Raw genomic sequence first — 21,653 nt, 5'->3', positions numbered from 1 at the left:
CCCGGCACCCAAACCAGTACACTCACTATGTTTACGACTATGTTTACGCCCTATGGTTTACGCCCTATGGTTTACGCCCTATGTTTACGCCCTACGTTTAAGCACTACATTTACGCGCCGCCCGTTCGCCCCCACCTCCAAGAAAACTTTCCCAGTTTGACACCCGTCCAAACTTCTGTCATAATTCCCTTTAGTTGAATATGCGCCTTTAATTCAGTCCCGTGAGGCTGGCAAGGTAACGTGAATCGAGGTTCGCGACAAATGGATGGGATCCGTATGAGTACGGATAGCCTCTTTATGCGCGCGGACACGCCATCTTTTTTAATCTGCGGATTTCACTCCTTGCCTGCTTTGGGCAAGGAGTTTTTTGATTTCCGGGGGCTTGAACGGGCGTACAAGCGAAAGGATGGCTGGATAAATGGCTACCGAGAAAAACGTAATTATGGATGAAACGGCAATCCGCCGGGCGCTGTCGCGCATTGCGCACGAGATTTTGGAGAAAAACAAAGGTATCGAGAATTGTCTGCTGGTCGGCATCCGTACCCGAGGGGTGTATCTGGCCAAGCGGATCGCAGAGCGGATCAAAGAAATTGAGGGTGTAGAGATTGCCTGGGGCGAGCTAGACATCACGCACTACCGGGATGACCGCGAAGGCGGAGATAACCGGGAGGCAATGGATCAGGCAGCGGCCGAGAGCATGCTGAACCTGCCGGCAGGCAGCGGGGGCGTCCGTGACAAGAAAGTGATTTTGTTCGACGATGTGCTGTACACCGGACGGACGATCCGCGCAGCGATGGATGCCCTGATGGACTGCGGACGGCCGCGGATGATCCAGCTGGCAGTGCTGGCCGACCGCGGACACCGCGAGCTGCCGATCCGGCCGGACTATATCGGCAAGAACGTGCCGACCTCCAGGCATGAGCAGATTGAAGTGGCGCTGACGGAATACGACGGCAAAGACGAGGTTTATATTATTTCCAACCGGGAGGAACGATAACGATGATGACAGCAACCAAGGTGAAGGAACGCAGTCTGCTGGGGATTAAAGAGCTGGACCGGACAGAGCTTCTGCAGCTTTTGAACAGAACGGCACATTGGGATAATCAGGCTGAGAAGCTGACACCGGTGCTGAGATCGCAGTTTGTGGCTAACATGTTTTTTGAGAACAGCACACGGACCCGTTTTTCCTTCGAAATGGCTGAGAAACGCCTTGGGGTGCAAGTGCTGAATTTTACGGCGGCAGCTTCCAGTGTAGAAAAAGGCGAGTCGATCTACGATACAGTGCGCACACTGGAATCGATGGGGATCGACGCCGGAGTTGTGCGTTTGAAGCCTGCAGGCGTGCTGCAGCAGCTGGCGGAGAAGGTATCCATCCCGCTGATCAATGCCGGAGACGGAAACAACGAGCATCCGACCCAGGCGCTGCTGGACATGTATACGATGACCAAAAATTTTGGCGAGCTGAAGGGCCTGAAAGTATCGATTATCGGGGACATTATGCATAGCCGGGTGGCACGCTCTAACCTCTGGGGACTGACGAAGATGGGAGCAAGCGTGCAGTTCTGCGCCCCGGACAGCATGAAGGCGCCTGAGCTGGCACAGTATGCACCCTACGTTAGTATTGAGGAAGCACTGAAGGCGGACGTGGTTATGATGCTGAGAGTGCAGCTGGAGCGCCACGCAACAGGCATACTGCAGTCAGCCGAAGAGTACCGCAAGCAGTATGGACTTACAGAAGAACGGGCGGCCAAGCTGGATAAGAACACGATCATTATGCATCCGGCGCCGGTCAACCGCAATGTGGAGATCGACGATGCGGTGGTTGAAAGCAGCCAGTCGCGGATTTTCCCGCAGATGGCGAACGGTGTACCGGTAAGAATGGCAGTCATGGAGCGTGCACTTCAATAGAAGAGACAGGCTCAAAAAAACCTGACATAAATGGATTAATAAATATACACAAAGATGAATTTTTATTATATAATACAAACAGAGCTTGGAGCTGCGGCTTGCAGGCAAAAGGAGAATCATCACCGTGATCATTAGAAACGCCAGCGTATTGAACAAAGACGGCGAACTGGAAGTCAAGCATATCGTAGTTCAGGACGGAATCATTACAGCGGTTGAAAGTGAGCTTCCGGCGGAAGAATCCGGCGAAATTGTCGATGCGGAAGGCAAGCTGCTGGTTCCGGGCCTGATTGACATGCATGTGCATCTGCGCGAGCCTGGCTTTGAGCATAAAGAAACGATTGAAACGGGCGCACGATCGGCAGCCAAGGGCGGATTCACCACCATCGCCTGCATGCCGAACACCCGGCCGGTGACTGATACTCCCGAAATCGTCGAGCTAGTAAAAGAAAAAGCACGTGAAGCCGGACTTGTTAAAGTGCTGCCATATGCGGCAATCACCAAAAATGAGCTTGGCCGCGAGCTGACGGACTTTGCCGCCCTGAAGGAAGCCGGAGCGATCGGCTTTACAGACGACGGGGTTGGCGTACAGACGGCTCAAATGATGAAGGACGCCATGAAGCTGGCTGCAAGCCTCGATATGCCGGTTATTGCACACTGTGAAGATGATTCACTGGTCGAAGGCTGTGCGGTTAACGAAGGAACTTTTGCGACCAAGCATGGCCTGAAGGGGATTCCGAACGAGTCGGAAGCCATTCACGTAGGGCGCGACATTCTGCTCGCTGAAGCTACCAATGTACATTACCATGTATGTCATGTCAGCACAGAGCAATCGGTACGGCTGATCCGCCAGGCGAAGCAAATCGGCATTAAAGTAACTGCTGAGGTATGCCCGCATCATCTGCTGCTCTCTGAAGAGGATATTCCAGGAATGGACGCCAACTGGAAAATGAACCCTCCGCTGCGCTCCCGCCGTGATGTGGAAGCCTGCATCGAGGGGCTGCTGGACGGTACGATCGATATCATCGTAACTGACCATGCACCGCACAGCGAAGAAGAAAAAGCCAAGGGCATGCAGCTTGCACCGTTTGGCATCGTCGGCTTCGAGACAGCCTTTCCGCTGCTGTATACCGCTTTTGTAGCTACAGGCAAATGGGACCTGAGCTTGCTGGTACAGCGGATGACCGCTGACCCGGCCCGCGTATTCCGGCTTAACACAGGCAGCCTAACTATTGGGGCACCGGCTGATCTGACACTGATTGACCTGAATGAAGAGCAGGCGGTAGACCCGGCCGCTTTTGCCACGAAAGGACGCAATACACCGTTCACCGGATGGAAGCTGAAGGGCTGGCCGGTAGCAACCTGGGTAGACGGCAAGGCCGTCTGGACGCAAAACAACTAACAAGCCTGACTGAGTCAGGATAGAGACAATAGAATCAGACTACAGATACAAGAAGGAGTGGAAGGAAATGCAGGCAAGATTGCTGCTTCAGGACGGAACGCTGTTTACAGGTACCGCATTTGGCGCTGAGGGCGAAATGACAGGCGAGGTTGTTTTTAACACAGGGATTACAGGTTATCAGGAGGTGCTGTCGGACCCTTCTTACTGCGGGCAGATTGTGACTATGACGTATCCGCTGATCGGGAACTACGGCATTACGCGTGATGATTTTGAATCCGTACGTCCTTTCGTACACGGCTTTGTTGTGCGCCGCCATGAAGAAGTGCCGAGCAACTGGCGTGCTGAATACAGTGTGGACGACCTGCTGAAGGAATACGGCATTCCCGGGATCAGCGAAATTGACACCCGGATGCTGACCCGCATTATCCGCCACTACGGAACGATGAAAGCCATCCTGACCACCTCTAACAAGCGTGTGGAAGAGCTGATGGAAATGATGGGTGACACAACCATTGAGGAGCTGCGCAACCAGGTTGCCCGCACCTCGACTACTACAAGCTACAGCAGCCCTGGAACAAAGGAACGGATCGTGCTGGTTGACTACGGCGCGAAGACCGGTATCCTACGTGAGCTGAACAACCGCGGCTGTGACGTAGTGGTTGTGCCTCATGATGTAACTGCGGACGAAATCCGCCGCCTGAACCCTGATGGAATCCAGCTGTCCAACGGCCCTGGGGACCCTAAGGATGTACCTTACGCTGTCAACACCATTTCTGAGCTGCTCGGAGAATACCCGATCTTCGGCATCTGCCTGGGCCACCAGCTATTCGCACTGGCCTGCGGCGCAGACACCGAGAAGCTGAAGTTCGGCCACCGCGGCGGTAACCACCCGGTTAAGGAATTGGAGAGCGGACGCTGCTTCATCACCTCGCAGAACCATGGCTACACCGTTAATGAAGAATCTGTGCAGAGCACCGAGCTTGAAGTGACGCACATCAATAACAATGACAAGACTATAGAAGGTTTAAAACATACCCGTTACCCTGCATTTTCCGTGCAATACCATCCGGAAGCAGCGCCGGGACCGCATGACAGCAGCTATCTGTTCGACCGTTTCCTGCAGATGATTGCTGACCACAAAGCGAAGACGCCTGCCGGCTCGCGCCAGGCACAGCTTGCTGCCAATGCCAGAATCACGGCACCTAAACAGACGCCGAAGCTTGAAGCCGTGAAAGGAGCTCTATAATTATGCCTAAGAATGATAAACTCAAAAAAATCCTCGTGATCGGCTCCGGTCCAATCGTCATTGGCCAGGCCGCCGAGTTCGACTATGCAGGTACACAGGCCTGCCAGGCGCTGAAAGAAGAAGGCGTGGAGGTTGTGCTGATCAACAGCAACCCGGCCACCATTATGACTGATACCAACATGGCTGATAAGGTCTACATTGAGCCAATCACCCTTGAGTTCGTAACAGGTATTATCCGCCAGGAGCGTCCCGACGGACTGCTGCCGACACTCGGCGGCCAGACAGGTCTGAATATGGCGGTTGAGCTGGCGCGTGCCGGCGTACTGGAAGCAGAGAACGTGAAGCTGCTCGGTACTCAGCTGCACTCGATCGAGAAGGCAGAAGACCGTGATCTGTTCCGCGAATTGATGCGCGAGCTGGATCAGCCGGTTCCGGAAAGCATTATTATTACTACTGTAGATGAAGCGATGGGCTTCGCCGAAGAAATCGGCTTCCCGCTGATCGTACGTCCGGCTTATACGCTCGGCGGAACAGGCGGCGGTATCTGTGATAATGCGGAAGAGCTGCGTGAGACGGTCAAAGCGGGTATCCGCTACAGCCCGATCGGCCAGTGTCTGGTCGAGAAGAGCATCGCGGGCATGAAGGAAGTAGAATACGAAGTTATGCGTGACGCAAATGACAACTGTATCGTTGTCTGCAACATGGAGAACTTTGACCCTGTAGGTGTACATACTGGCGACAGTATCGTTGTAGCACCGAGCCAGACGCTCTCCGACCGTGAATACCAGATGCTGCGCAGCGCTTCACTGAAGATCATCCGTGCGCTGAATATCGAAGGCGGCTGTAACGTACAGTTCGCGCTTGATCCGCAAAGCTATCAATATTATGTAATCGAAGTGAATCCGCGTGTCAGCCGCTCTTCGGCGCTTGCTTCCAAGGCAACCGGCTATCCAATCGCTAAGATGGCAGCCAAAATCGCCCTCGGCTACACGCTCGACGAAATCGTTAACCCGGTTACCGGACAGACGTATGCCTGCTTCGAGCCGACGCTGGATTATATCGTCAGCAAAATCCCGCGCTGGCCGTTCGACAAGTTCACCTCGGCGAACCGTAAGCTGGGTACACAGATGAAAGCGACCGGCGAAGTAATGGCGATTGGCCGTACCTTTGAAGAGTCGATCCATAAGGCAGTCCGTTCCCTGGAGATCGGAGTTCACCGCTTCCGTCTGCCGGGCGCCGAGCTGCTGGAAGACAGTGTGCTGCGTAACCGTCTGGCTAAAGCGGACGATGAGCGCCTGTTCCTGATCGCCGAAGCTTACCGCCGCGGCTATCAGCTGCAGGAGATCCAGGATATTACGAATGTAGACTGGTGGTTCCTGTCCAAGATTGAAGGACTGGTGCAATTCGAGGATGTGCTGCGCAGCGAAGAGACACTGAGTGCTGAAACGCTGTATCAAGCGAAGCGCAAAGGCTTCACTGACCGTGCAATCGCCGAGATCCGCGCCGAAGGGCGTCCAGGCGGTGCTCAGACGAAGGAAGCGGATGTCCGCAGCCTGCGTCTTGCCCAGGGCCTGACACCGGTCTTCAAGATGGTAGATACCTGCGCCGCTGAATTCGAAGCATCGACACCGTACTACTACTCGACTTATGAAACAGAAAACGAAGTTATTCATTCCGACAAGCAGAAGGTTGTAGTACTCGGCTCGGGCCCGATCCGTATCGGCCAGGGGATTGAGTTCGACTACTCCACTGTTCACGCGGTATGGGCGATCCAGAACGCCGGCTATGAGGCCGTTATTATCAACAACAACCCGGAGACGGTGTCTACGGATTTCAATACGTCGGACCGGCTGTATTTTGAACCGCTGTTCTTTGAAGATGTAATGAACGTCATTGCCCAGGAGAATCCGATCGGGGTTATCGTGCAGTTCGGCGGCCAGACGGCCATCAACCTTGCTGCGCCGCTGGCGGCAGCCGGTGTGAACATCCTCGGAACCAGCCTGTCGAGCATCGACGAAGCTGAGGACCGCAAGCGGTTCGAAGCGCTGCTGGCCCGTCTGGATATCGCACAGCCGAAAGGCAAGACAGTAACCGATGCAAGCCAGGCAGTAGAAACAGCCCAATCCCTTGGCTATCCGGTGCTGGTGCGTCCTTCTTACGTACTGGGCGGACGTGCGATGGAGATCGTGTATAACGACAATGAACTGATGACCTACATGGTTGAAGCGGTAAAAATCAATCCGGAGCATCCGGTGCTGATTGACCGTTACATGCTCGGCAAAGAGGTTGAGGTTGACGCGATCTGCGACGGTGAAACGGTTGTTATTCCGGGCATCATGGAGCATGTGGAGCGCGCAGGCGTCCACTCCGGCGACTCCATCGCCGTATATCCTCCGCAGTACCTGGATGAAGGCCTGAAGCAGAAGATTTCCGATATCACGATCAAAATTGCTAAAGAGCTGAAGACGATCGGTCTGGTCAACATCCAGTTCGTCATCTACCAGAACGAAGTGTATGTCATCGAAGTGAATCCGCGCTCCTCGCGTACGGTTCCGTTCCTGAGCAAGGTAACCGGCATTCCAATGGCGAATCTGGCGACCAAAATCATCCTCGGTGGCAAGCTGAAGGAAGAGGGGTACACAGAAGGCCTGTGGCCGGAGAGCGACTACGTATCAGTTAAAGTACCGGTGTTCTCTTTTGCCAAGCTGCGCAGAGTTGAGCCGACCCTGGGACCTGAGATGAAATCGACCGGTGAGGTTATGGGCCGCGACAAGCTGTATGCCAAGGCGCTGTACAAAGGTCTGATTGGTGCAGGCATGAAAATCCCGGCAACCGGCGCGATCATCGTTACAGTAGCGGATAAAGACAAAGCTGAAGCGGTTGAGCTGATGAAGGGCTTCCATGCTATGGGCTACAAAATCATCGCTACCGGCGGCACAGCGCAGGCGCTGGAGCAGTCCGGCCTGAACGTGATGAATGTCAACAAGCTGGATGAAGGCGAGCCTACGATCCTCGACCTGATCCGCAGCGGCCAAGCAAACTTCGTGTTCAATACTCTGACCAAGGGTAAAACACCAGAGCGTGACGGCTTCCGCATCCGCCGCGAAGCGGTTGAGAACGGCGTGGTATGTATGACCTCGCTCGATACCGTAGCAGCGCTGCTGAAAATGCTGCAGACGATCAACTTCTCGTCACAGTCGATGCCCGCTTTTGTCGGACAATAACATATGAATACCAGGAACCGCCTGCGGGCGGTTCCACACAGGGGACGGTTTGCGTTAGCGCAGACCGTTCAACTGTGCCCGGGCAAGCAGATGATGAATGAAGGAGAGGGAGAACAACCTATGGAACAGCAAACCCCAGAGCAGACAGAGCATGAGACGATTGGCCAGATTGCCAGACGGGATGAAATGGCCGGCAGGCTGATGATTCCGCTCGACTATCCGGATGCAGAATCGGCGCGGGTCCTGATTGATAAGCTGGAAGGCATTCCGTGTTACCTGAAGGTAGGCATGCAGCTGTTCTATGCAGCAGGGCCGGATTTTATTAGCGAGCTTAAGGAACGCGGCTATTCCGTCTTTTTGGATGTCAAAATGCATGATATCCCAAACACCGTCCGTGGCGGTGCTGAGAGCATCACCAGACTCGGCGTGGATATGTTCAACGTGCATGCCTCCGGCGGCAAGACGATGATGGCCGCAGCGCTGGAGGGAGCCGCCAAGGCGGTCAGTCTGAACCCTTCGCTGCATATTCCGCTGATTATCGCGGTTACCCAGCTTACAAGTACCAGCCAAGAGGTCATGAACGACGAAATCGGCATAGCCGGGAACGTAGAGGATACCGTAGTGCGTTATGCCAAGCTGGCTGCTGAAGCGGGACTGCATGGCGTGGTTGCTTCCCCCCAGGAGTCCGCAGCGATCGCAGCAGCCTGTGGTCCGGAATTTGTTACTGTAACACCGGGTATCCGTCCGGCAGGCTCGTCTCTGGATGACCAGTCCCGGGTAATGACACCTGGACAAGCTATCCGTCAGGGCAGCCACTTCCTGGTGATTGGCCGGCCGATTACCGCAGCAGCCGATCCGCGCGCAGCTGCACTATCCATTATTGAGGAGATGACACAAGCATGAGTACATTGTCTAATACAAGTAAGCAAGTTGCAGCCTATCTGCTGGAGATCGGGGCAGTTGCCCTGCGCCCGCAGGACCCGTTCACCTGGACCTCCGGCATCAAATCGCCGATCTATTGTGATAACCGTCTTACGATGTCCTTCCCGGAAGTGCGTAACTATATTGCAGGCGGCTTCGCAGAGCTGATTACAGCCAGCTATCCCGAAGCGCAGGTTATTGCAGGCACAGCAACCGCCGGTATCCCGCATGCAGCCTGGGTATCCGACAAGCTGAATCTGCCGATGGCTTACATCCGCGACAAGGCCAAAGGCCACGGCAAGCAGAACCAGATCGAAGGCACTATCACTCCAGGCCAGAAGGTTATCGTTATCGAGGACCTTATCTCCACCGGCGGCAGCTCGATCAAAGCAGCGCAGGCTGTGGAAGAAGCGGGCGGAGAGGTGCTGGCTGTTCTGGCGATCTTCAGCTATGAGCTGGACCGCGCGACTGAGGCGTTCGCAGCAGCCGGTGTGCCGCTGCAGAGCCTGTCTAACTACACGACCCTGATTGATGTAGCCCTGAGCAAGGGGAAGATCGCTGAGAGCGATGTAGCGCTGCTGCAATCGTGGCGGAAGGATCCGGCGTCGTTCGGAGTATAGGCCTAGTTTAAAATATTTTATATGCGGGACTTGCGGCTTTCAGGTTATGAGAGCAGCAGGTCCCGCATATTTATCTGTCATGATGGGGTATGCTATACCTGCAGCGCTGAATACCCGACTTCAAAGGAGACATCCATCATGAACTGGATCTATTTTGCCAAGCTGTTCAGGACGAGATTTCAGGCGGGCTGTCTGGCCAAAAGGCTGGAGCAGGACGGCTGGATCTACGGCTACCATGACCCGCAGTTTGTAGAAATTTACCGTTCGCGGAAGGGCCGTTATGGGGTTCGATTTTTACCCTGAGTAATTAACAAATTCATCCTTGACTTTATGGCCTTATTTAATGTATATTATCTATTGTCGCTGTTTGAATAAGTTTACTGACGCGGGGTGGAGCAGCCCGGTAGCTCGTCGGGCTCATAACCCGAAGGCCGCAGGTTCAAATCCTGCCCCCGCAACCAATTATTCTTTTACAGCCCTTGTACATTCGGATACATTAGATCCGGGCCCTTAGCTCAGTTGGTCAGAGCGGTCGGCTCATAACCGATTGGTCACAGGTTCGAGTCCTGTAGGGCCCACTTCACTAAACCCCTTGCCTAGCAAGGGGTTTTTGCTTTGTTTGGGGTTGTTTGTGGTTCTGAGGAGAAGCAAATATATACAGAAGAAACTGTCTTGCTAACCGATTTGCTAACGGAGCCTATTTATCTACAGGATTAATCTATTTTCCAGGAATTTATTTAATTCTGCTTCGATTTTGTCAAGGCTTCTTCCTGCATAATCGGGAGCAGGTGTGAGTAGAAGCTTCAAATGGAGGTAGACCTCCTAAAGCAATTCTGGCGGCATAGTGAAGGGGTAAATCTAAAATCAATTAAGATATCCGATGCTCAGTTTGTCCGGAAATGGTTTGAATTTAGAGCGTACATCTAATAACCCGTCGACCGATGACGGATTTTCTTTCTTCTATCCACATTTTTCCTTATAACCCTTAAGTTTATTGTAAATAAATGTCGAATAACAGACTGTTTGTTCGCCTTTTTTTAGTGTAGGCTTGTTGCATACATATTATAAGGAGATGGATGTTTGTGAAAAGAGGAATTAAGGTGAGATATAAATTGTTTTTAGTGATGAGTATAATAGTATCTGTTATTTTACTTCAACCAATAATTAAAGGTGAGGTTTCACATGCAGAAGGTGGAGATGTTATTGAAATGCTTGGAACTGTGCCCCCAGATGGAACTATAGTGTCTGCTGATAAATCATACAGTGGGATGGCTCCTAGCAATGTAATAGATTTGAATTTTGAAACCTTCTGGAATAGTGGAGGTTATAACGGCTCATTAGAAATGAAATTTCCTGAAGAGATTTATTTAGATTTTGTACAATTAGCAGCTTCTGCTAGTCCAAAAACTAATGTTTCCTATAAGTTGTATGGTTTTCAGTCCGGCAGTTGGGTTGAAATATCCGGAAAAATAAATAGAGAAGTGGAAAACCACGCAAATAAATTTTACACGATTTTAGATCCTTTTGCAGTGACTCCAGGAAAATATAGCGGTATTAGAATAGAGTGTGCTGAAAGTAGTACTTGGATCGCTATTAGTGAGATCACAATAGGCTCTCTAACACCACCAACAGCAGAGCCTTCACCAACACCAACGACAACACCACAACCTACCATTGAGCCAACTTCAACGCCAATGGTAACAGCGTCACCGGCTCCAGAGCAGCCAACAAGCGACCGAGCTATTTTGGTTGTCACCATGAATACCGGTCTTGAAAAGGAGTTTGACCTAAGTATGTCTGAAGTCAATGACTTCATTGCTTGGTATGAAATTAAGCAGGCGGGTACAGGGACAGCATCCTTTGCCATTGACAAACATGAAAATAATAAGGGCCCATTCACCAGCAGAAAAGACTATGTTATTTTTGAAAAAATTCTGACTTTCAGTGTAGATGAATATTCTGTTCAATAACAATAATAGCTAACCCGCCGGGCTCATGCCTGACGGGTTAGTGTTCACTTCAATGTATACTCGTTTACTTCGAAGGTGAGTATCTTATCGAAGATTATATAATCTTTTCGGTTTGTGAAAGGTCCTTTGTTGTTGTCATGTTTATTAATTGCGTAAGAGGCTGTTCCACTCCCCGATTGTTTGTTTTCATACCATGTAATAAAATTATTTACTTCTTCTAAACTGAGATCGAATTCTTTTTCGAGACCTGTAATCATGGTTACAACAAGAATTGCTCGATTTCCAATTGATTGTTCAGGAGATGGTGATGGCGTTGGTGTTGGTGTCGTAGTTGGTTCAGGCGTTTCTGTACCGTAAACTTCAACACTTCCAACAGGAGAATTTGAAGTTGTTTGCTTGCTTCCACCAAACACAAATATTCTGTCTTTGTAAACAACAGCTGATGAACCTGCCCTTGCATCATTTAGACTAGGGAACGCTGACCATGAGTTTGTTGTAAAATCGTATACTACTACTGATGCTGTTTCTACATTAGGCGTGCTTCCGCCAATCGCTATAATATTATTCTTGTAAACTACTACAGAAGGTGCGTTTCTCTGTGTTGGCAGGCTTGTTTTCATCATCCATGAATCATTAAGAGGATCATACTCTTGAAAAAAATCTACAGCTACGTTATTACCTATGTATCTGCCACCTACAAGATATATTTTATCATTGTATGTGACAGCTCCTGTACCATGTATCGCTTGTGGTATGCTTCTTTTCTCGGACCAAGAGTCATTTTGAGTATCATAGACCTGAACTTTTGCAATTGACGTCACATTAGTTGTTAATCCTCCAAAAACATAAATCTTATTATTGTAATTCACGGCAGAAGTACTTCCTGCTGGAAAGAGCATGGGAGATTTAGTTGTCCAAGAATCAGTTAACGGATCATACATTTCAACAGTATTAACCGCGCTCCCACCTGTCCATGAATAGAAATTCCCTGTATATCCTCCCAAAACATATATTTTTCCCTCTGCAACAACTACTGATGCAGATGAACGAGCTGTGGGCATATCTGCTTTTTTTGTCCATGTATTAGTTGCTGGATTGTATGCTTGAACATCTTTGTATGGCATCGCTCCTGCTGATCCACCTATTGAATATATAATTCCATTAACTTCGACAACTGCATTGGCAGCTCTGGCATCAGGCAAGTCCGTGACTTTTGTCCAAACGTCCGTTTCTGAAGCAAACACAAACTTAATTGATGTAACGCCTGAGATAACTAATAGAATAATAAACATAAAAATCTTTTTGTTTTTTAACAAAATATAACAACCCCTTACTAATGATGAATTTGAGTTTATCTTTTAAGATGAGTAATGTCTAAACATTTTTTCCTAAATATGTAATATGTAGAATCAAGACAAAATTTGTACATAAAATGGGCATTGTGGAACATGCACCCCTGATGTCTAATGTAAGACTCTCGGAGTGTCTTGTTAGTTTAAGATAATTTTAATACTAGGACAGTGTTAGATCTTCCTAACAGATTTGCAAACAAGTCCATACACAGACAACCTCTATTAATTAAGTTCAATATAACAATATAACCTCACTAACCCCCTTGCTAGGCAAGGGGGGGGGTTGCTTTGTTTGGGGTTGTTTGTGGTATTAACCCTTCATGTATAGTAATATTTTGTAAATAAGGAGACGCTTTGTTTCTTGGCTAGTATTCGGTCTTGTAATGGATTTGATTTTGATTAGAGGAGGTGAGGGTTTGCTTATGGGGCTGTTTTTTATTCTTCCGCTGTCCTGTGTGCTGTTCCTTTATAACTGTTTTGCCTTGTTCAAAAAGATCCATGAGGGCAAGAACCTGTCCATCCGTAACATTATTTTCGCTTCAGTAGCACTCTACCTGATGATTTTTATTCCTGCTTGGTTAATTGCAGCGGAGGCGGGCAGAGCATACTAAAAGAAATAAATTAGAAATTAAAATCTTGTATCATTACTTTTTCATTACCGGGGTGCTCTTTTACCCGGGCATAGTCCTCCAATACCTTAGCGATCCTTGTAATCAAATCACCATTTTTTTCACGTGCTGTAGCATTATCAGGTATATGGAAGCCCCACTGCTGAATTTTAGTTTCAGTAACTACAAAACCGGACACATAAGCGCCGAAACCGTCGATTGCTCCATCCTCAAGTGTAAGCCGCTCATCATGAAAAACTGCGGTCAGCAGATTTTCGGCACCCACAAAAAATACAGGGTACTCAGTAGTCTTAAAAAAGCTTTTATATTCTGCGCCTGCGGCCTTCTCAAAATGCTCATGCATGATAAGTAATCCGTCAAATGCCCCAGGACCGGCTGAAGCTATGTTTTCCAGGTTATCTGTAATAAAAGTAACATTTCGGATGGTATCAAACGGATTGTCACCCACCACTGCAATCTCCAGTGGCATGGTTGGAGGGGGAGGAGACTCAAGATTGCTTCCTTCAATATGAATACTGCAGCCTGCTAACAATAAAGATAGAGCTACGACTATAAAATACTTAAGCTTCATTCCGGAACCTCCTCTGATACTGTAACGTAACTATGTACTAAAAAAAGCCCGCCGGGGGCTCAAAACTTCTCAGGATTCTCAATTTTCATCGAGGCAATTTCGCCGCATCTTTTACAGAACGTGTAGATCACTCCCGAGCCTAAGGAAAAGGCCTTATTGATTGGCATCACCCTGGCATACCCATTATTTAGCTTACCTTTGACGAATTCCGTTCTTCCGCATGCTTTACAGGCTGGCTGTGCTTGGTTCATCTTATCCACCCCACAGTACGTATTTCTAATTGTATACGCTGAGTTTAGTAATTAAGTTTCATGAAGGCGTGAAGCTGGAGAACTATTTGATTCGAATGAAATATAGAGAGGGACTCCAACAGGATGAAAATGCATACAGACCCCCGCGGGGAAGCGTACAGGCAGGTCATCGACTTAGGGATACAGAATGCTGAATGGTTTGTGCTGGGGGAGAAGTTTTCGACTGAACCCGGGGTGGATACATCAGCAAGAGAGCGATACGCACCAGTCTTAAATAACTTGAAGCCTTACCTCGTGAAGACCATTGTCATTCAGGACAAGGATACGAAAGAAATCATGAAGGAACTTGCGAAGCTCAAAAATACATACGATAGTCACGCCTTTTACGGCTCGGGCACGTACTATTTTTACCGTTGCTGTGAAGAGAGCGGAAACGTGCTGAAGCAAGCAGCCAACCGTTTGGCGGACTGGATGTATCCCAGGCTGCCGGAGGATTTGTGTTTTCTCAAAAAAGAAGGCGGGGATTATCTCTACTCAGTCGTGCACGAACGCATCTATGGCATGGAAGTGACGGAGGAGGAGGCAGCGGGGCTGATGGGGCGCATTACGGGGCTCTTCATGGAGCTTGCGGCGCACAGTGAGCTGGACTGTCTGCTGGAGGATGCCATCAGGCATAGAACAGACAAGCTGTACATCAGCGGACACCGGCTGACGGAGCTGCCTGAGCGGATAAGGGAGCTTGGCGGGCTGCGGGAGCTGGAGATTTTTGAGCAGGATCTGTATCGTCTGCCGGACGGGCTGTTTGAACTGGAAAAACTGGAGCGCTTAATAATCATGACGGCTGATCTGCAAGAAATTCCGGCGTCCATTGGCAGGCTGAAAAACCTGAAGGAGTTAACCATCCAATGTGCCAGCTCAGACCGTCCGGTGCCCGGATACCAAGCCAATCCTAAAGAACAGATTAGCCTAAACCGTATACCGCCGGAGATCGGAGAGCTGGAGCAGCTGGAGCGGCTCACCATACAGTACAACGCGATCCGCGGGCTGCCGGCCGAACTGACGAAGCTGAAGAAGCTGCAGGTTCTGGATCTCGGGATGTGCATGGTTCCTGAGAAGCCGGACTTTTTGCAGGAGATGCAGCAGCTGAAGTATATTAATCTGTCTCAGGATTCTTTATGGTGAGTTTGAGCCGAGTGAGAGAGGGTGAGGGGGATTTTTTCAATATTAGAGTTTATATTTGAATGTATCGCAGATACGTTTTGGGAAAACCGCAGAAAGAAAAAGACAGAAAAGCAGAAAGAAGCATCATGAAAAACCGTAACACAGCAAAGCAGCCCGCCAATAAGGCAGGGCTGCTTTATATTATCCGGCTTCGCCCGTTGCCGCGGGCTCTCGCCATCCTTATGGTGTCATGCTGTCCCATAGCGCCTGGAACGCGCCAGACTCCAATTCAAAGAATACCGGTGCATTGCCGTAGCGTACAAGCCCCTGGCCGAAGAGTACCAGCTGAACCTGTACCTTGTCTTCCAGCTCCAGATAGACAATCTTGCGGTCTTCACTCTCGTAGATGCCTTGCTCTATCAGCGGCTCAGCGGCTAATGGTTTGGCAGCCTCAAGTGCACTCAGGAAGCCGTCAAGGGCCTCACCGCCTGCAAGCGGTGCATACTGCTGCTGGCCGTTGTTCCAGCTGTCGAAGCTTTCCCACCGGGCGGAGGCAATCCGGCCCTCGAGATTCAGCTCACCGAGCAGGTCGGCGCCGCTGTTAACGGTAATGCCGTTGGTATGCTCATATAGATCTGCGAATACCTGGCCGTCGATTTCCATGTAGGACATGATCAGGAAACCGGAACCGTAGCCTTTTACAGTATAGATATCAGCCACGCCGATGTTGGAGGACAGTTCAGTGTAGCCATCCTTGCCGGTCCATTCGTCAATACCGCCTGTAGTTGTTCCGAGCTTATCGCCGCGCAGGGCAGCGAGATCGGCAGCTTCCATCCGCGTTAGGGTTTGTGTATACACATTCCCTTCATATACAACCAGAGGGATCATGCTTGCCTGAACCTGGGCGTTCGGATCCGGGAGCTCTACCTTAGGAATGGTAATGCCCGTTCCCGGGTCTACCTGGGCAACCTGCGCAGGTGCCGCCGGGCCATTGATCTGCTGCCAGATATTCGGTCCGGCGATACCAATGCCGGCGGCGATTACGAGGCTTGCCGCGATGTACATCGTTTTGCGCGGACGTTTCCGTTCCTGCTGCTGCTGTTCCATTTTACTGATCAATCCGTTTTTCGTATTTTCACTTGGTTTCATAGTATCCACCGCTTTCTTATATTGTTGGCGAAACTGATCTTCGTTCACTCTGATTCCGCTCCTTCCAGCTCCAGTTTTAACTGCTGCCGTCCCCGCTGAAGCCGCATTTTCACAGCAGAGTCGCTGATCTGCAGAATTCTGCTGATTTCCTGTACCGAATAATCCTCGTAGTAGTAGAGATGGATCACTGTTTTGACCTTCGCAGGCAGTGCCATTACAAGCTGCAGCAGCGCCAGATCCATAGGAGTGTCTGCTGCCAGCGCTTCAGCGCCGTCCAGCTTAACCTCACGTTTGCGCCAGCCTCTGCCCAGCATCGTTTTGCAGGTGTTGGTAAGCACACGGATCAGCCATGCTTTTTGATGCTCGGAGTCGCTGAATTCAGGCGCTTTTTCCATGAGCTTGATGAACGTATCCTGAACGGCCTCTTCAGCATCCTGGCGGCGGCCCAGATGGACCATCGCTATCCGGAACAACATCTCTGAATAGGCTTCGTAACTCTTTATCACATGATTTCCCGGCCGGGTCATGGATCGCTGCATGATGCAATGACCTCCTTTATACCTATAACACCATTAAGAACGGCATTTGGTCACATTTTGTTTCCGGAAATTTTAAATATCACGCGGCAATGTCACTTCATTCTGATTAAGCCGAGTGGATACGGGGTAAAATCCGGTAAGTTCTGCATACCTTAATCTGGAAAAGGAATGTATTAAATCAAATAATGAAGGGGCGAGAATATGTTTAACCGAAAAAAGATAACGGGAGCAGGTCTGGTACTGGCTGCCATTACCCTGAGTGCCTGCAGCAGCAATGATACTAACAATACAGCTGGAGAGCCGGTACAGCCGTCTGCATTAGCTACGGCAGAGGCTGCGGCAGCAACGGTTCAGCCGTCTGCATCGGCCGCGCCGGCGGCTACTGAACAGGCTTCTGCCCAGCCGGCTTCGGGAGCTGCCTCAGAAGGAGTGCCGGATAATTTGCCTGAGGACTTCCCGCTCCCGGAGGATGCGGTAATCAGCGTGTCACACTCGGAAGACAATGAGGGGAAGAAAGCGGCGCTGCTCATTTTCAGGACTAATGAAGGGATGGAGTCTGTGACTAAGCGGTACAAGGATTATTTCGCTGACAGGCTGGGAAGTAATGCTGTACAGACAATAGATGAGAAGAATCTGATTATCCAGGGCAACTCACCGGACAATACGCAAATCTGGTCCGTAATCGGAGGCGAGCTGACGGCTGAACCCGGTGTAGTTGAGCTTAATATTACCTGGTCGGAGCTCTGAGATTCGGAGTGTGGAAATATAGAACCAGCCTGATGCAGGCTGGTTTTTTGCGAACTGCGGCAATGCTCACAAGAGCACTAACCTCAGTGATAATCTTTCGGCCATCTGCTGCTATTCATCCTTCTTCTTTTGTAGTAAACTGATAACCCTGGAATTAATTACATAATGATTAAGGGGGCTGGATGCATGCAGGAGCAGCTGTCACGTGCCAACAAAGCAGCATGGGAAACGAAGGCTTATCAGGCTTGGGTGCAGCATCACGGGGCACCGGAGGCACTTGCCGAGGTATTGAAGCAGGACCCCCGGCACCCGCTGCGTTACTGGTTAAAGTACATAGGAGATCCATCCGGCAAAAAAGTGCTTAACCTGCTCGGCTCCCACGGCCGCAAAGCAATTCCTTTAGCGCTGCTTGGTGCAGAGGTGACGGTAGTGGATATTTCGGCGGAGAATCGCAGGTATGCTAATGAGGTAGCGGCAGCGGCCGGTGTGGAGCTGAGCTATATTTGCTCGGATGTGCTGCACATTCCGGATGAGGATTCGCTGGGACAATTCGATTATGTGCTGATGGAGTTTGGGGTGTTGCATTATTTTACCGATCTGTTGCCTTTATTCTCACTCGTACACCGGCGGTTGGGTGCAGGCGGCCGGCTGCTGCTGACGGATTTTCATCCGTTTGCCAGGACATGGAAGACGACAGAGACGCTCCGGCAGCCGACAGGCGATTATTTTGACAACACAATCATGGAAGGGGAGGTTGCCTTTGCCAGGCTGCTGCCGGAAGCAGAGCGTCCGGAGCTGAATAAAGTGCTGACCAAGGCCTGGACGGTGGAGGGCATACTGGCTGCTGTGGCTGCTAACAGGCTGTATATCCGGACATTTGAAGAGATTCCCAGTGCCGTAGACCCGAGCTTTCCCGAGTTCTATACTCTGGTTGCCGACAAAGTAGAAGCACAGCTCTCCCCGCTAAAGCCCTGATTCGAGGCATTAGACAACCAGACGCCAGCATATGGCTACATAAAACACAATTAGGGTGGTGAGCCAGTGCTGCGTAACCGGGAGTTCAGAGTCTATGTTATTACCAAGGGGGATATCCTGCGGTTTATAGCAATAGAGATCGTACTTGGAACGATGACCTACTCGATTGCGATGAAGCTGTTTCATAATGTGATATTGGCAAGTGCGGGCGGCTGGGCCGGGACGGAGGGCATTAAGCGGCTGGTTATGCTGAAGGATGTATTGGCAAAATAAACACAAACACCAGGGCGGGCCATCCTTATAGGGATGGTCTTTTGTATGAAATAATTGCGGACAGAAGCGGAGTTTGGCGTTTTCCGATTACATGGACTTGACCTTAGGTCAGACCTAAGGTTTATCATAGGATTAAATGAATGGAAGTGAGGGATGACTGTTGAAGGCAGATATTACAATCAGCGAGCTGGCCGGGCTCATGCAGGTGTCAGTTCATCAGATCCGTTATTTTGAGGAAAAAGGGGTTCTGCTGCCTGCCTTTACCGATACCAACCAATACCGCAAATACAGCATCGACCAGATCTACCGGCTGTCACAGATTCTGCTGCTGCGGAAGCTGTGGATGCCAGTTCAATCTATAAAAGAATGCATGACGGAGGATAACCCTGAACAGGTGGAACAGCGGATTACGCATTCGCAGACGGAGATCAGCAGGGAAATCGTACGGCTACAGCAGCTGCAGCAGTTTATCGGCAAGGTGCTGCAGGAGCACCGGGAGTTTCAAAAGGAGCATCAGGCCTATAGTGTAAAACGGCGTGAAGCGCTGGCTTTGCAAAAGTGGTTCGAGCTCGATGCCGAAGCAGTGCTTAGTGCGGGAATGCTGGCTGAACAGAAAGGGCGGATGGAGGATCTGTTTGAAGCCGATGTCCACTATATCTATGACGGAACGGGTGTGGTTACCCTGTATACTGCCGGGAAGCTACTGGAGAACAGCGATCGCATCCTTCCGGCCGGAAAGTATCTGTCTTATTCGCTGCAGGCTGCCGGTGAGGCTGAGCTTGAGCTGCATATCAGGCAGTTCTGCCGGCACGCTGAGCGGGAATTTCAAGCAGAGACATGCCCGTTAATCGTCGTTGAAAAATCATACCTCTCCCTCTTCGGCCGGGATAAGCTTCATTATGAGCTGTTGCTGTGCGTAGACCCTGCCGTTTCTGAGGGAGGCACAGCGGAAGCATGACAAGCCTGCCGATTATGATTGAACCCATGCAGCCCGAGTACAACCGCGATGTCAGCTTTATGCTGGCACACGGGTTTCAGGGGAAATTTAATGCGCTGACGAAGCTGGATGCGGGTTCACTGGCTGTGTTTTTTGAGCAGCTGATGAAGCTGTTTCCGGACGGGCCGTTAACGAAGCGAATGGTGGCACTTCAGGGAGATCAGGTCATAGGTACACTTTCTCTAAAATGGCACAAAAGCCATGACCCGTCTGCGGCGGCAGCCGCCCAATCCACGCATTCTGCTCCTTATACCAAGTTGCCCCAATGGAAGGAGCTGAAGCAGCTTGGAACCAAGAGTACACTGCGTCTCCTGACCGCACTCTATTTCCTGAACCACGAGCCGTCGCCGGGAGAATGCTACATAGCTGATCTTGCTGTTCATCCGGAGCATCAGGGAAAGGGGACTGGCGGAATACTGCTGCGCCGGGCACAGCAATATATGCAGGATCAGCCGCTGCTGCATTATCTGGGGCTGCATGTCTCCGGCAGCAACGAGCAGGCCAGACGCCTGTATGAACGGCTCGCATTCAGTGTGTGCTCGGAGGAGCACAGCCTGGTGCGCAGCCTTCTTTTCCGGGAAACGAAATGGACGTATATGATATGCAGGGGGCTCATATGAAAAAGAAAATTATAGCTGCAATAATTGTCGTTAGTCTTATTCTGCTTGGCGCAGCTCTATATATTGTGCGTCAGAATACATTCGATATGGTGGAACAGCCTGTTGAAATTACGACTCCGCAGGGACAATTGACCGGTACGCTGGTGCTGCCCAAGCATTCCTCCGGCAAATCTGGCCTGGTGCTGTTCATTCACGGTGACGGGCCGATAAATGCCTCTCATGATGACGGATATAAGCCGTTATGGGAACGGATGGCCTCATTGGGTTATGCTTCACTCTCTCTGGACAAAAGAGGAATCGGGGGCTCAGAGGGAAACTGGCTGAATCAGAGCATCGGTGACCGGGTAGAGGAAGCCCGCCATGTCCTGGCCTGGGCCAGAGAGCAGCCTTCCATAGACAGCAGCAGGATTGGGGTTTGGGGAGCCAGCCAGGCCGGCTGGGTTATACCAGAGCTGGCAGCCGCAGAACCGCTGGCATTCAGCATTCTCGTCTCACCGGCGATCAACTGGCTAAGGCAGGGAGCTTTTAATACAGAACAGCAAATGTTGAAGGACGGCTATACTCAAGAGGAGATTAGCGGGCAGGCGGCTTACGAGCAGCGGGTCAATGAGCTTTTGCAGCAAGGGGCACCGTATGAAGACTATGTGCAGCTTGATGGACCGGAGGATAGAATGTCTGAAGCGCGCTGGTCTTTTGTCAGCCAGAACTTTCGGGCAGATGCTGAGAACGACCTGCAAAGCTTCCAATCTCCGGTGCTTCTGCTGTTAGGGGAAGAGGATCTGAATGTAGATGTAAAAGAGACAGAGGATATTTACCGCAGGCAGATCAGCCCGGCCTCATTGCTCACCGTTAGGGTATTTCCGGACACCGAGCACTCGATGCTGAGGACAGCAACGGCAGATTCCAGCCTGAGGGCACTGGCGATCAGCCTGTTCGCACCGCGGAGAATCACAGTCGAAGGTTATATGGAGCAGATAGAAGTATTCCTGAAGCATACCGTGGGCCGTTAAAAGGGATGCTTGTCTCTCTTCCGCTATAAATAGGAGAATACCACTGTTCATCCGTACAAGCTGATCAGTCATTCCCCGCATATCCTGAAAG

The 21,653-nt window shown here is 50.6% G+C and carries 21 protein-coding genes and 2 tRNA genes; 19 read left to right on the top strand and 4 right to left on the bottom strand.

What is annotated here, in order from left to right:
• Positions 1-418 precede the first annotated feature (418 nt).
• From pyrR to R70331_RS32185, 11 genes are all read left to right on the top strand, one after another.
• Positions 419-997, top strand: coding sequence for a bifunctional pyr operon transcriptional regulator/uracil phosphoribosyltransferase PyrR (gene pyrR, locus R70331_RS22425; RefSeq protein WP_042179260.1), 579 nt, complete (start codon positions 419-421; stop codon positions 995-997).
• A 2-nt stretch (positions 998-999) separates the two neighbouring features.
• The gene (locus tag R70331_RS22420; RefSeq protein WP_042179258.1) at positions 1,000-1,908 is read left to right on the top strand and encodes an aspartate carbamoyltransferase catalytic subunit; all 909 of its coding nucleotides are present in this window, start codon (positions 1,000-1,002) and stop codon (positions 1,906-1,908) included.
• Positions 1,909-2,026: 118 nt separating this feature from the next.
• Positions 2,027-3,307, top strand: coding sequence for a dihydroorotase (locus R70331_RS22415; protein WP_042183092.1), 1,281 nt, complete (start codon positions 2,027-2,029; stop codon positions 3,305-3,307).
• Positions 3,308-3,374: 67 nt separating this feature from the next.
• Positions 3,375-4,553 carry a glutamine-hydrolyzing carbamoyl-phosphate synthase small subunit gene (gene carA / locus R70331_RS22410; protein WP_042179255.1) on the top strand — a complete coding sequence of 393 codons (1,179 nt, stop codon included), beginning with the start codon at positions 3,375-3,377 and terminating at the stop codon, positions 4,551-4,553.
• 2 nt (positions 4,554-4,555) lie between these two features.
• Positions 4,556-7,777 carry a carbamoyl-phosphate synthase large subunit gene (gene carB / locus R70331_RS22405; protein ID WP_042179253.1) on the top strand — a complete coding sequence of 1,074 codons (3,222 nt, stop codon included), beginning with the start codon at positions 4,556-4,558 and terminating at the stop codon, positions 7,775-7,777.
• Between the two features lie 186 nt (positions 7,778-7,963).
• Positions 7,964-8,680 (top strand): orotidine-5'-phosphate decarboxylase, encoded by a 717-nt coding sequence (pyrF, locus tag R70331_RS22400; protein ID WP_042183090.1) that lies wholly within the window; start codon positions 7,964-7,966, stop codon positions 8,678-8,680.
• Positions 8,677-9,318, top strand: coding sequence for an orotate phosphoribosyltransferase (gene pyrE, locus R70331_RS22395; RefSeq protein ID WP_042179249.1), 642 nt, complete (start codon positions 8,677-8,679; stop codon positions 9,316-9,318). Before pyrF ends, pyrE begins: the two co-directional genes overlap by 4 nt.
• A 138-nt stretch (positions 9,319-9,456) precedes the next feature.
• The gene (locus tag R70331_RS31930; RefSeq protein ID WP_167336667.1) at positions 9,457-9,621 is read left to right on the top strand and encodes a hypothetical protein; all 165 of its coding nucleotides are present in this window, start codon (positions 9,457-9,459) and stop codon (positions 9,619-9,621) included.
• An 81-nt stretch (positions 9,622-9,702) separates the two neighbouring features.
• Positions 9,703-9,779: transfer RNA gene (locus R70331_RS22390), tRNA-Met, on the top strand.
• A gap of 43 nt (positions 9,780-9,822) precedes the next feature.
• Positions 9,823-9,896 (top strand) — tRNA-Ile (locus tag R70331_RS22385).
• Between the two features lie 504 nt (positions 9,897-10,400).
• A complete protein-coding gene (locus tag R70331_RS32185) occupies positions 10,401-11,288 on the top strand; it encodes a hypothetical protein (protein WP_231576341.1) in 888 nt (295 codons plus the stop codon).
• 44 nt (positions 11,289-11,332) lie between these two features.
• Here R70331_RS32185 and R70331_RS22375 read toward each other — a convergent pair whose 3' ends face one another.
• Positions 11,333-12,604, bottom strand: a complete 1,272-nt coding sequence (locus R70331_RS22375; protein WP_052419171.1) for a Kelch repeat-containing protein — start codon at positions 12,602-12,604, stop codon at positions 11,333-11,335.
• A 452-nt stretch (positions 12,605-13,056) separates the two neighbouring features.
• On the opposite strand from R70331_RS22375, the gene R70331_RS22370 reads away from it, so the two are divergent.
• Positions 13,057-13,251: a hypothetical protein gene (locus tag R70331_RS22370; protein ID WP_042179248.1), complete on the top strand. Its 195-nt coding sequence runs from the start codon at positions 13,057-13,059 to the stop codon at positions 13,249-13,251.
• Positions 13,252-13,261: 10 nt separating this feature from the next.
• Here the strand turns inward: R70331_RS22370 and R70331_RS30665 are convergent, their stop codons facing one another.
• Entirely contained in the window at positions 13,262-13,840 is a 579-nt protein-coding gene (locus R70331_RS30665) for a YdgH/BhsA/McbA family protein (protein WP_052419170.1), read from the bottom strand.
• A gap of 374 nt (positions 13,841-14,214) precedes the next feature.
• Here R70331_RS30665 and R70331_RS22355 point away from each other — a divergent pair, with 374 nt between their 5' ends.
• Entirely contained in the window at positions 14,215-15,273 is a 1,059-nt protein-coding gene (locus R70331_RS22355; protein ID WP_042179245.1) for a leucine-rich repeat domain-containing protein, read from the top strand.
• Between the two features lie 219 nt (positions 15,274-15,492).
• On the opposite strand, the gene R70331_RS22350 is transcribed toward R70331_RS22355, so the two are convergent.
• Both R70331_RS22350 and R70331_RS22345 read right to left on the bottom strand, forming a co-directional pair.
• A complete protein-coding gene (locus tag R70331_RS22350) occupies positions 15,493-16,401 on the bottom strand; it encodes a hypothetical protein (RefSeq protein WP_231576340.1) in 909 nt (302 codons plus the stop codon).
• Between the two features lie 44 nt (positions 16,402-16,445).
• A complete protein-coding gene (locus R70331_RS22345; RefSeq protein ID WP_042179243.1) occupies positions 16,446-16,940 on the bottom strand; it encodes an RNA polymerase sigma factor in 495 nt (164 codons plus the stop codon).
• A 201-nt stretch (positions 16,941-17,141) separates the two neighbouring features.
• Here R70331_RS22345 and R70331_RS22340 point away from each other — a divergent pair, with 201 nt between their 5' ends.
• The 6 genes from R70331_RS22340 to R70331_RS22315 all read left to right on the top strand — a co-directional run bounded on the left by R70331_RS22340 (position 17,142) and on the right by R70331_RS22315 (position 21,562).
• Complete coding sequence (locus R70331_RS22340) at positions 17,142-17,687, top strand: hypothetical protein (RefSeq protein WP_042179241.1); 546 nt, start codon at positions 17,142-17,144, stop codon at positions 17,685-17,687.
• A gap of 186 nt (positions 17,688-17,873) precedes the next feature.
• A complete protein-coding gene (locus R70331_RS22335; RefSeq protein WP_042179240.1) occupies positions 17,874-18,662 on the top strand; it encodes a class I SAM-dependent methyltransferase in 789 nt (262 codons plus the stop codon).
• A 66-nt stretch (positions 18,663-18,728) separates the two neighbouring features.
• Positions 18,729-18,935 carry a hypothetical protein gene (locus R70331_RS22330; protein ID WP_042179238.1) on the top strand — a complete coding sequence of 69 codons (207 nt, stop codon included), beginning with the start codon at positions 18,729-18,731 and terminating at the stop codon, positions 18,933-18,935.
• Positions 18,936-19,095: 160 nt separating this feature from the next.
• Complete coding sequence (locus tag R70331_RS22325) at positions 19,096-19,893, top strand: MerR family transcriptional regulator (RefSeq protein WP_042179235.1); 798 nt, start codon at positions 19,096-19,098, stop codon at positions 19,891-19,893.
• Positions 19,890-20,552: a GNAT family N-acetyltransferase gene (locus R70331_RS22320; RefSeq protein ID WP_042179233.1), complete on the top strand. Its 663-nt coding sequence runs from the start codon at positions 19,890-19,892 to the stop codon at positions 20,550-20,552. Before R70331_RS22325 ends, R70331_RS22320 begins: the two co-directional genes overlap by 4 nt.
• Positions 20,549-21,562, top strand: a complete 1,014-nt coding sequence (locus R70331_RS22315; RefSeq protein WP_042179230.1) for an alpha/beta hydrolase family protein — start codon at positions 20,549-20,551, stop codon at positions 21,560-21,562. The genes R70331_RS22320 and R70331_RS22315 overlap by 4 nt, the downstream gene beginning before the upstream one ends.
• Positions 21,563-21,653: the final 91 nt, after the last annotated feature.

The organism is Paenibacillus sp. FSL R7-0331 (assembly GCF_000758645.1).
GTDB classification, from domain to species: domain Bacteria; phylum Bacillota; class Bacilli; order Paenibacillales; family Paenibacillaceae; genus Paenibacillus_AQ; species Paenibacillus_AQ camerounensis.
Note: the sequence above shows the minus strand (reverse complement) of the source record. Positions and strands in the feature narration are given on the sequence as shown.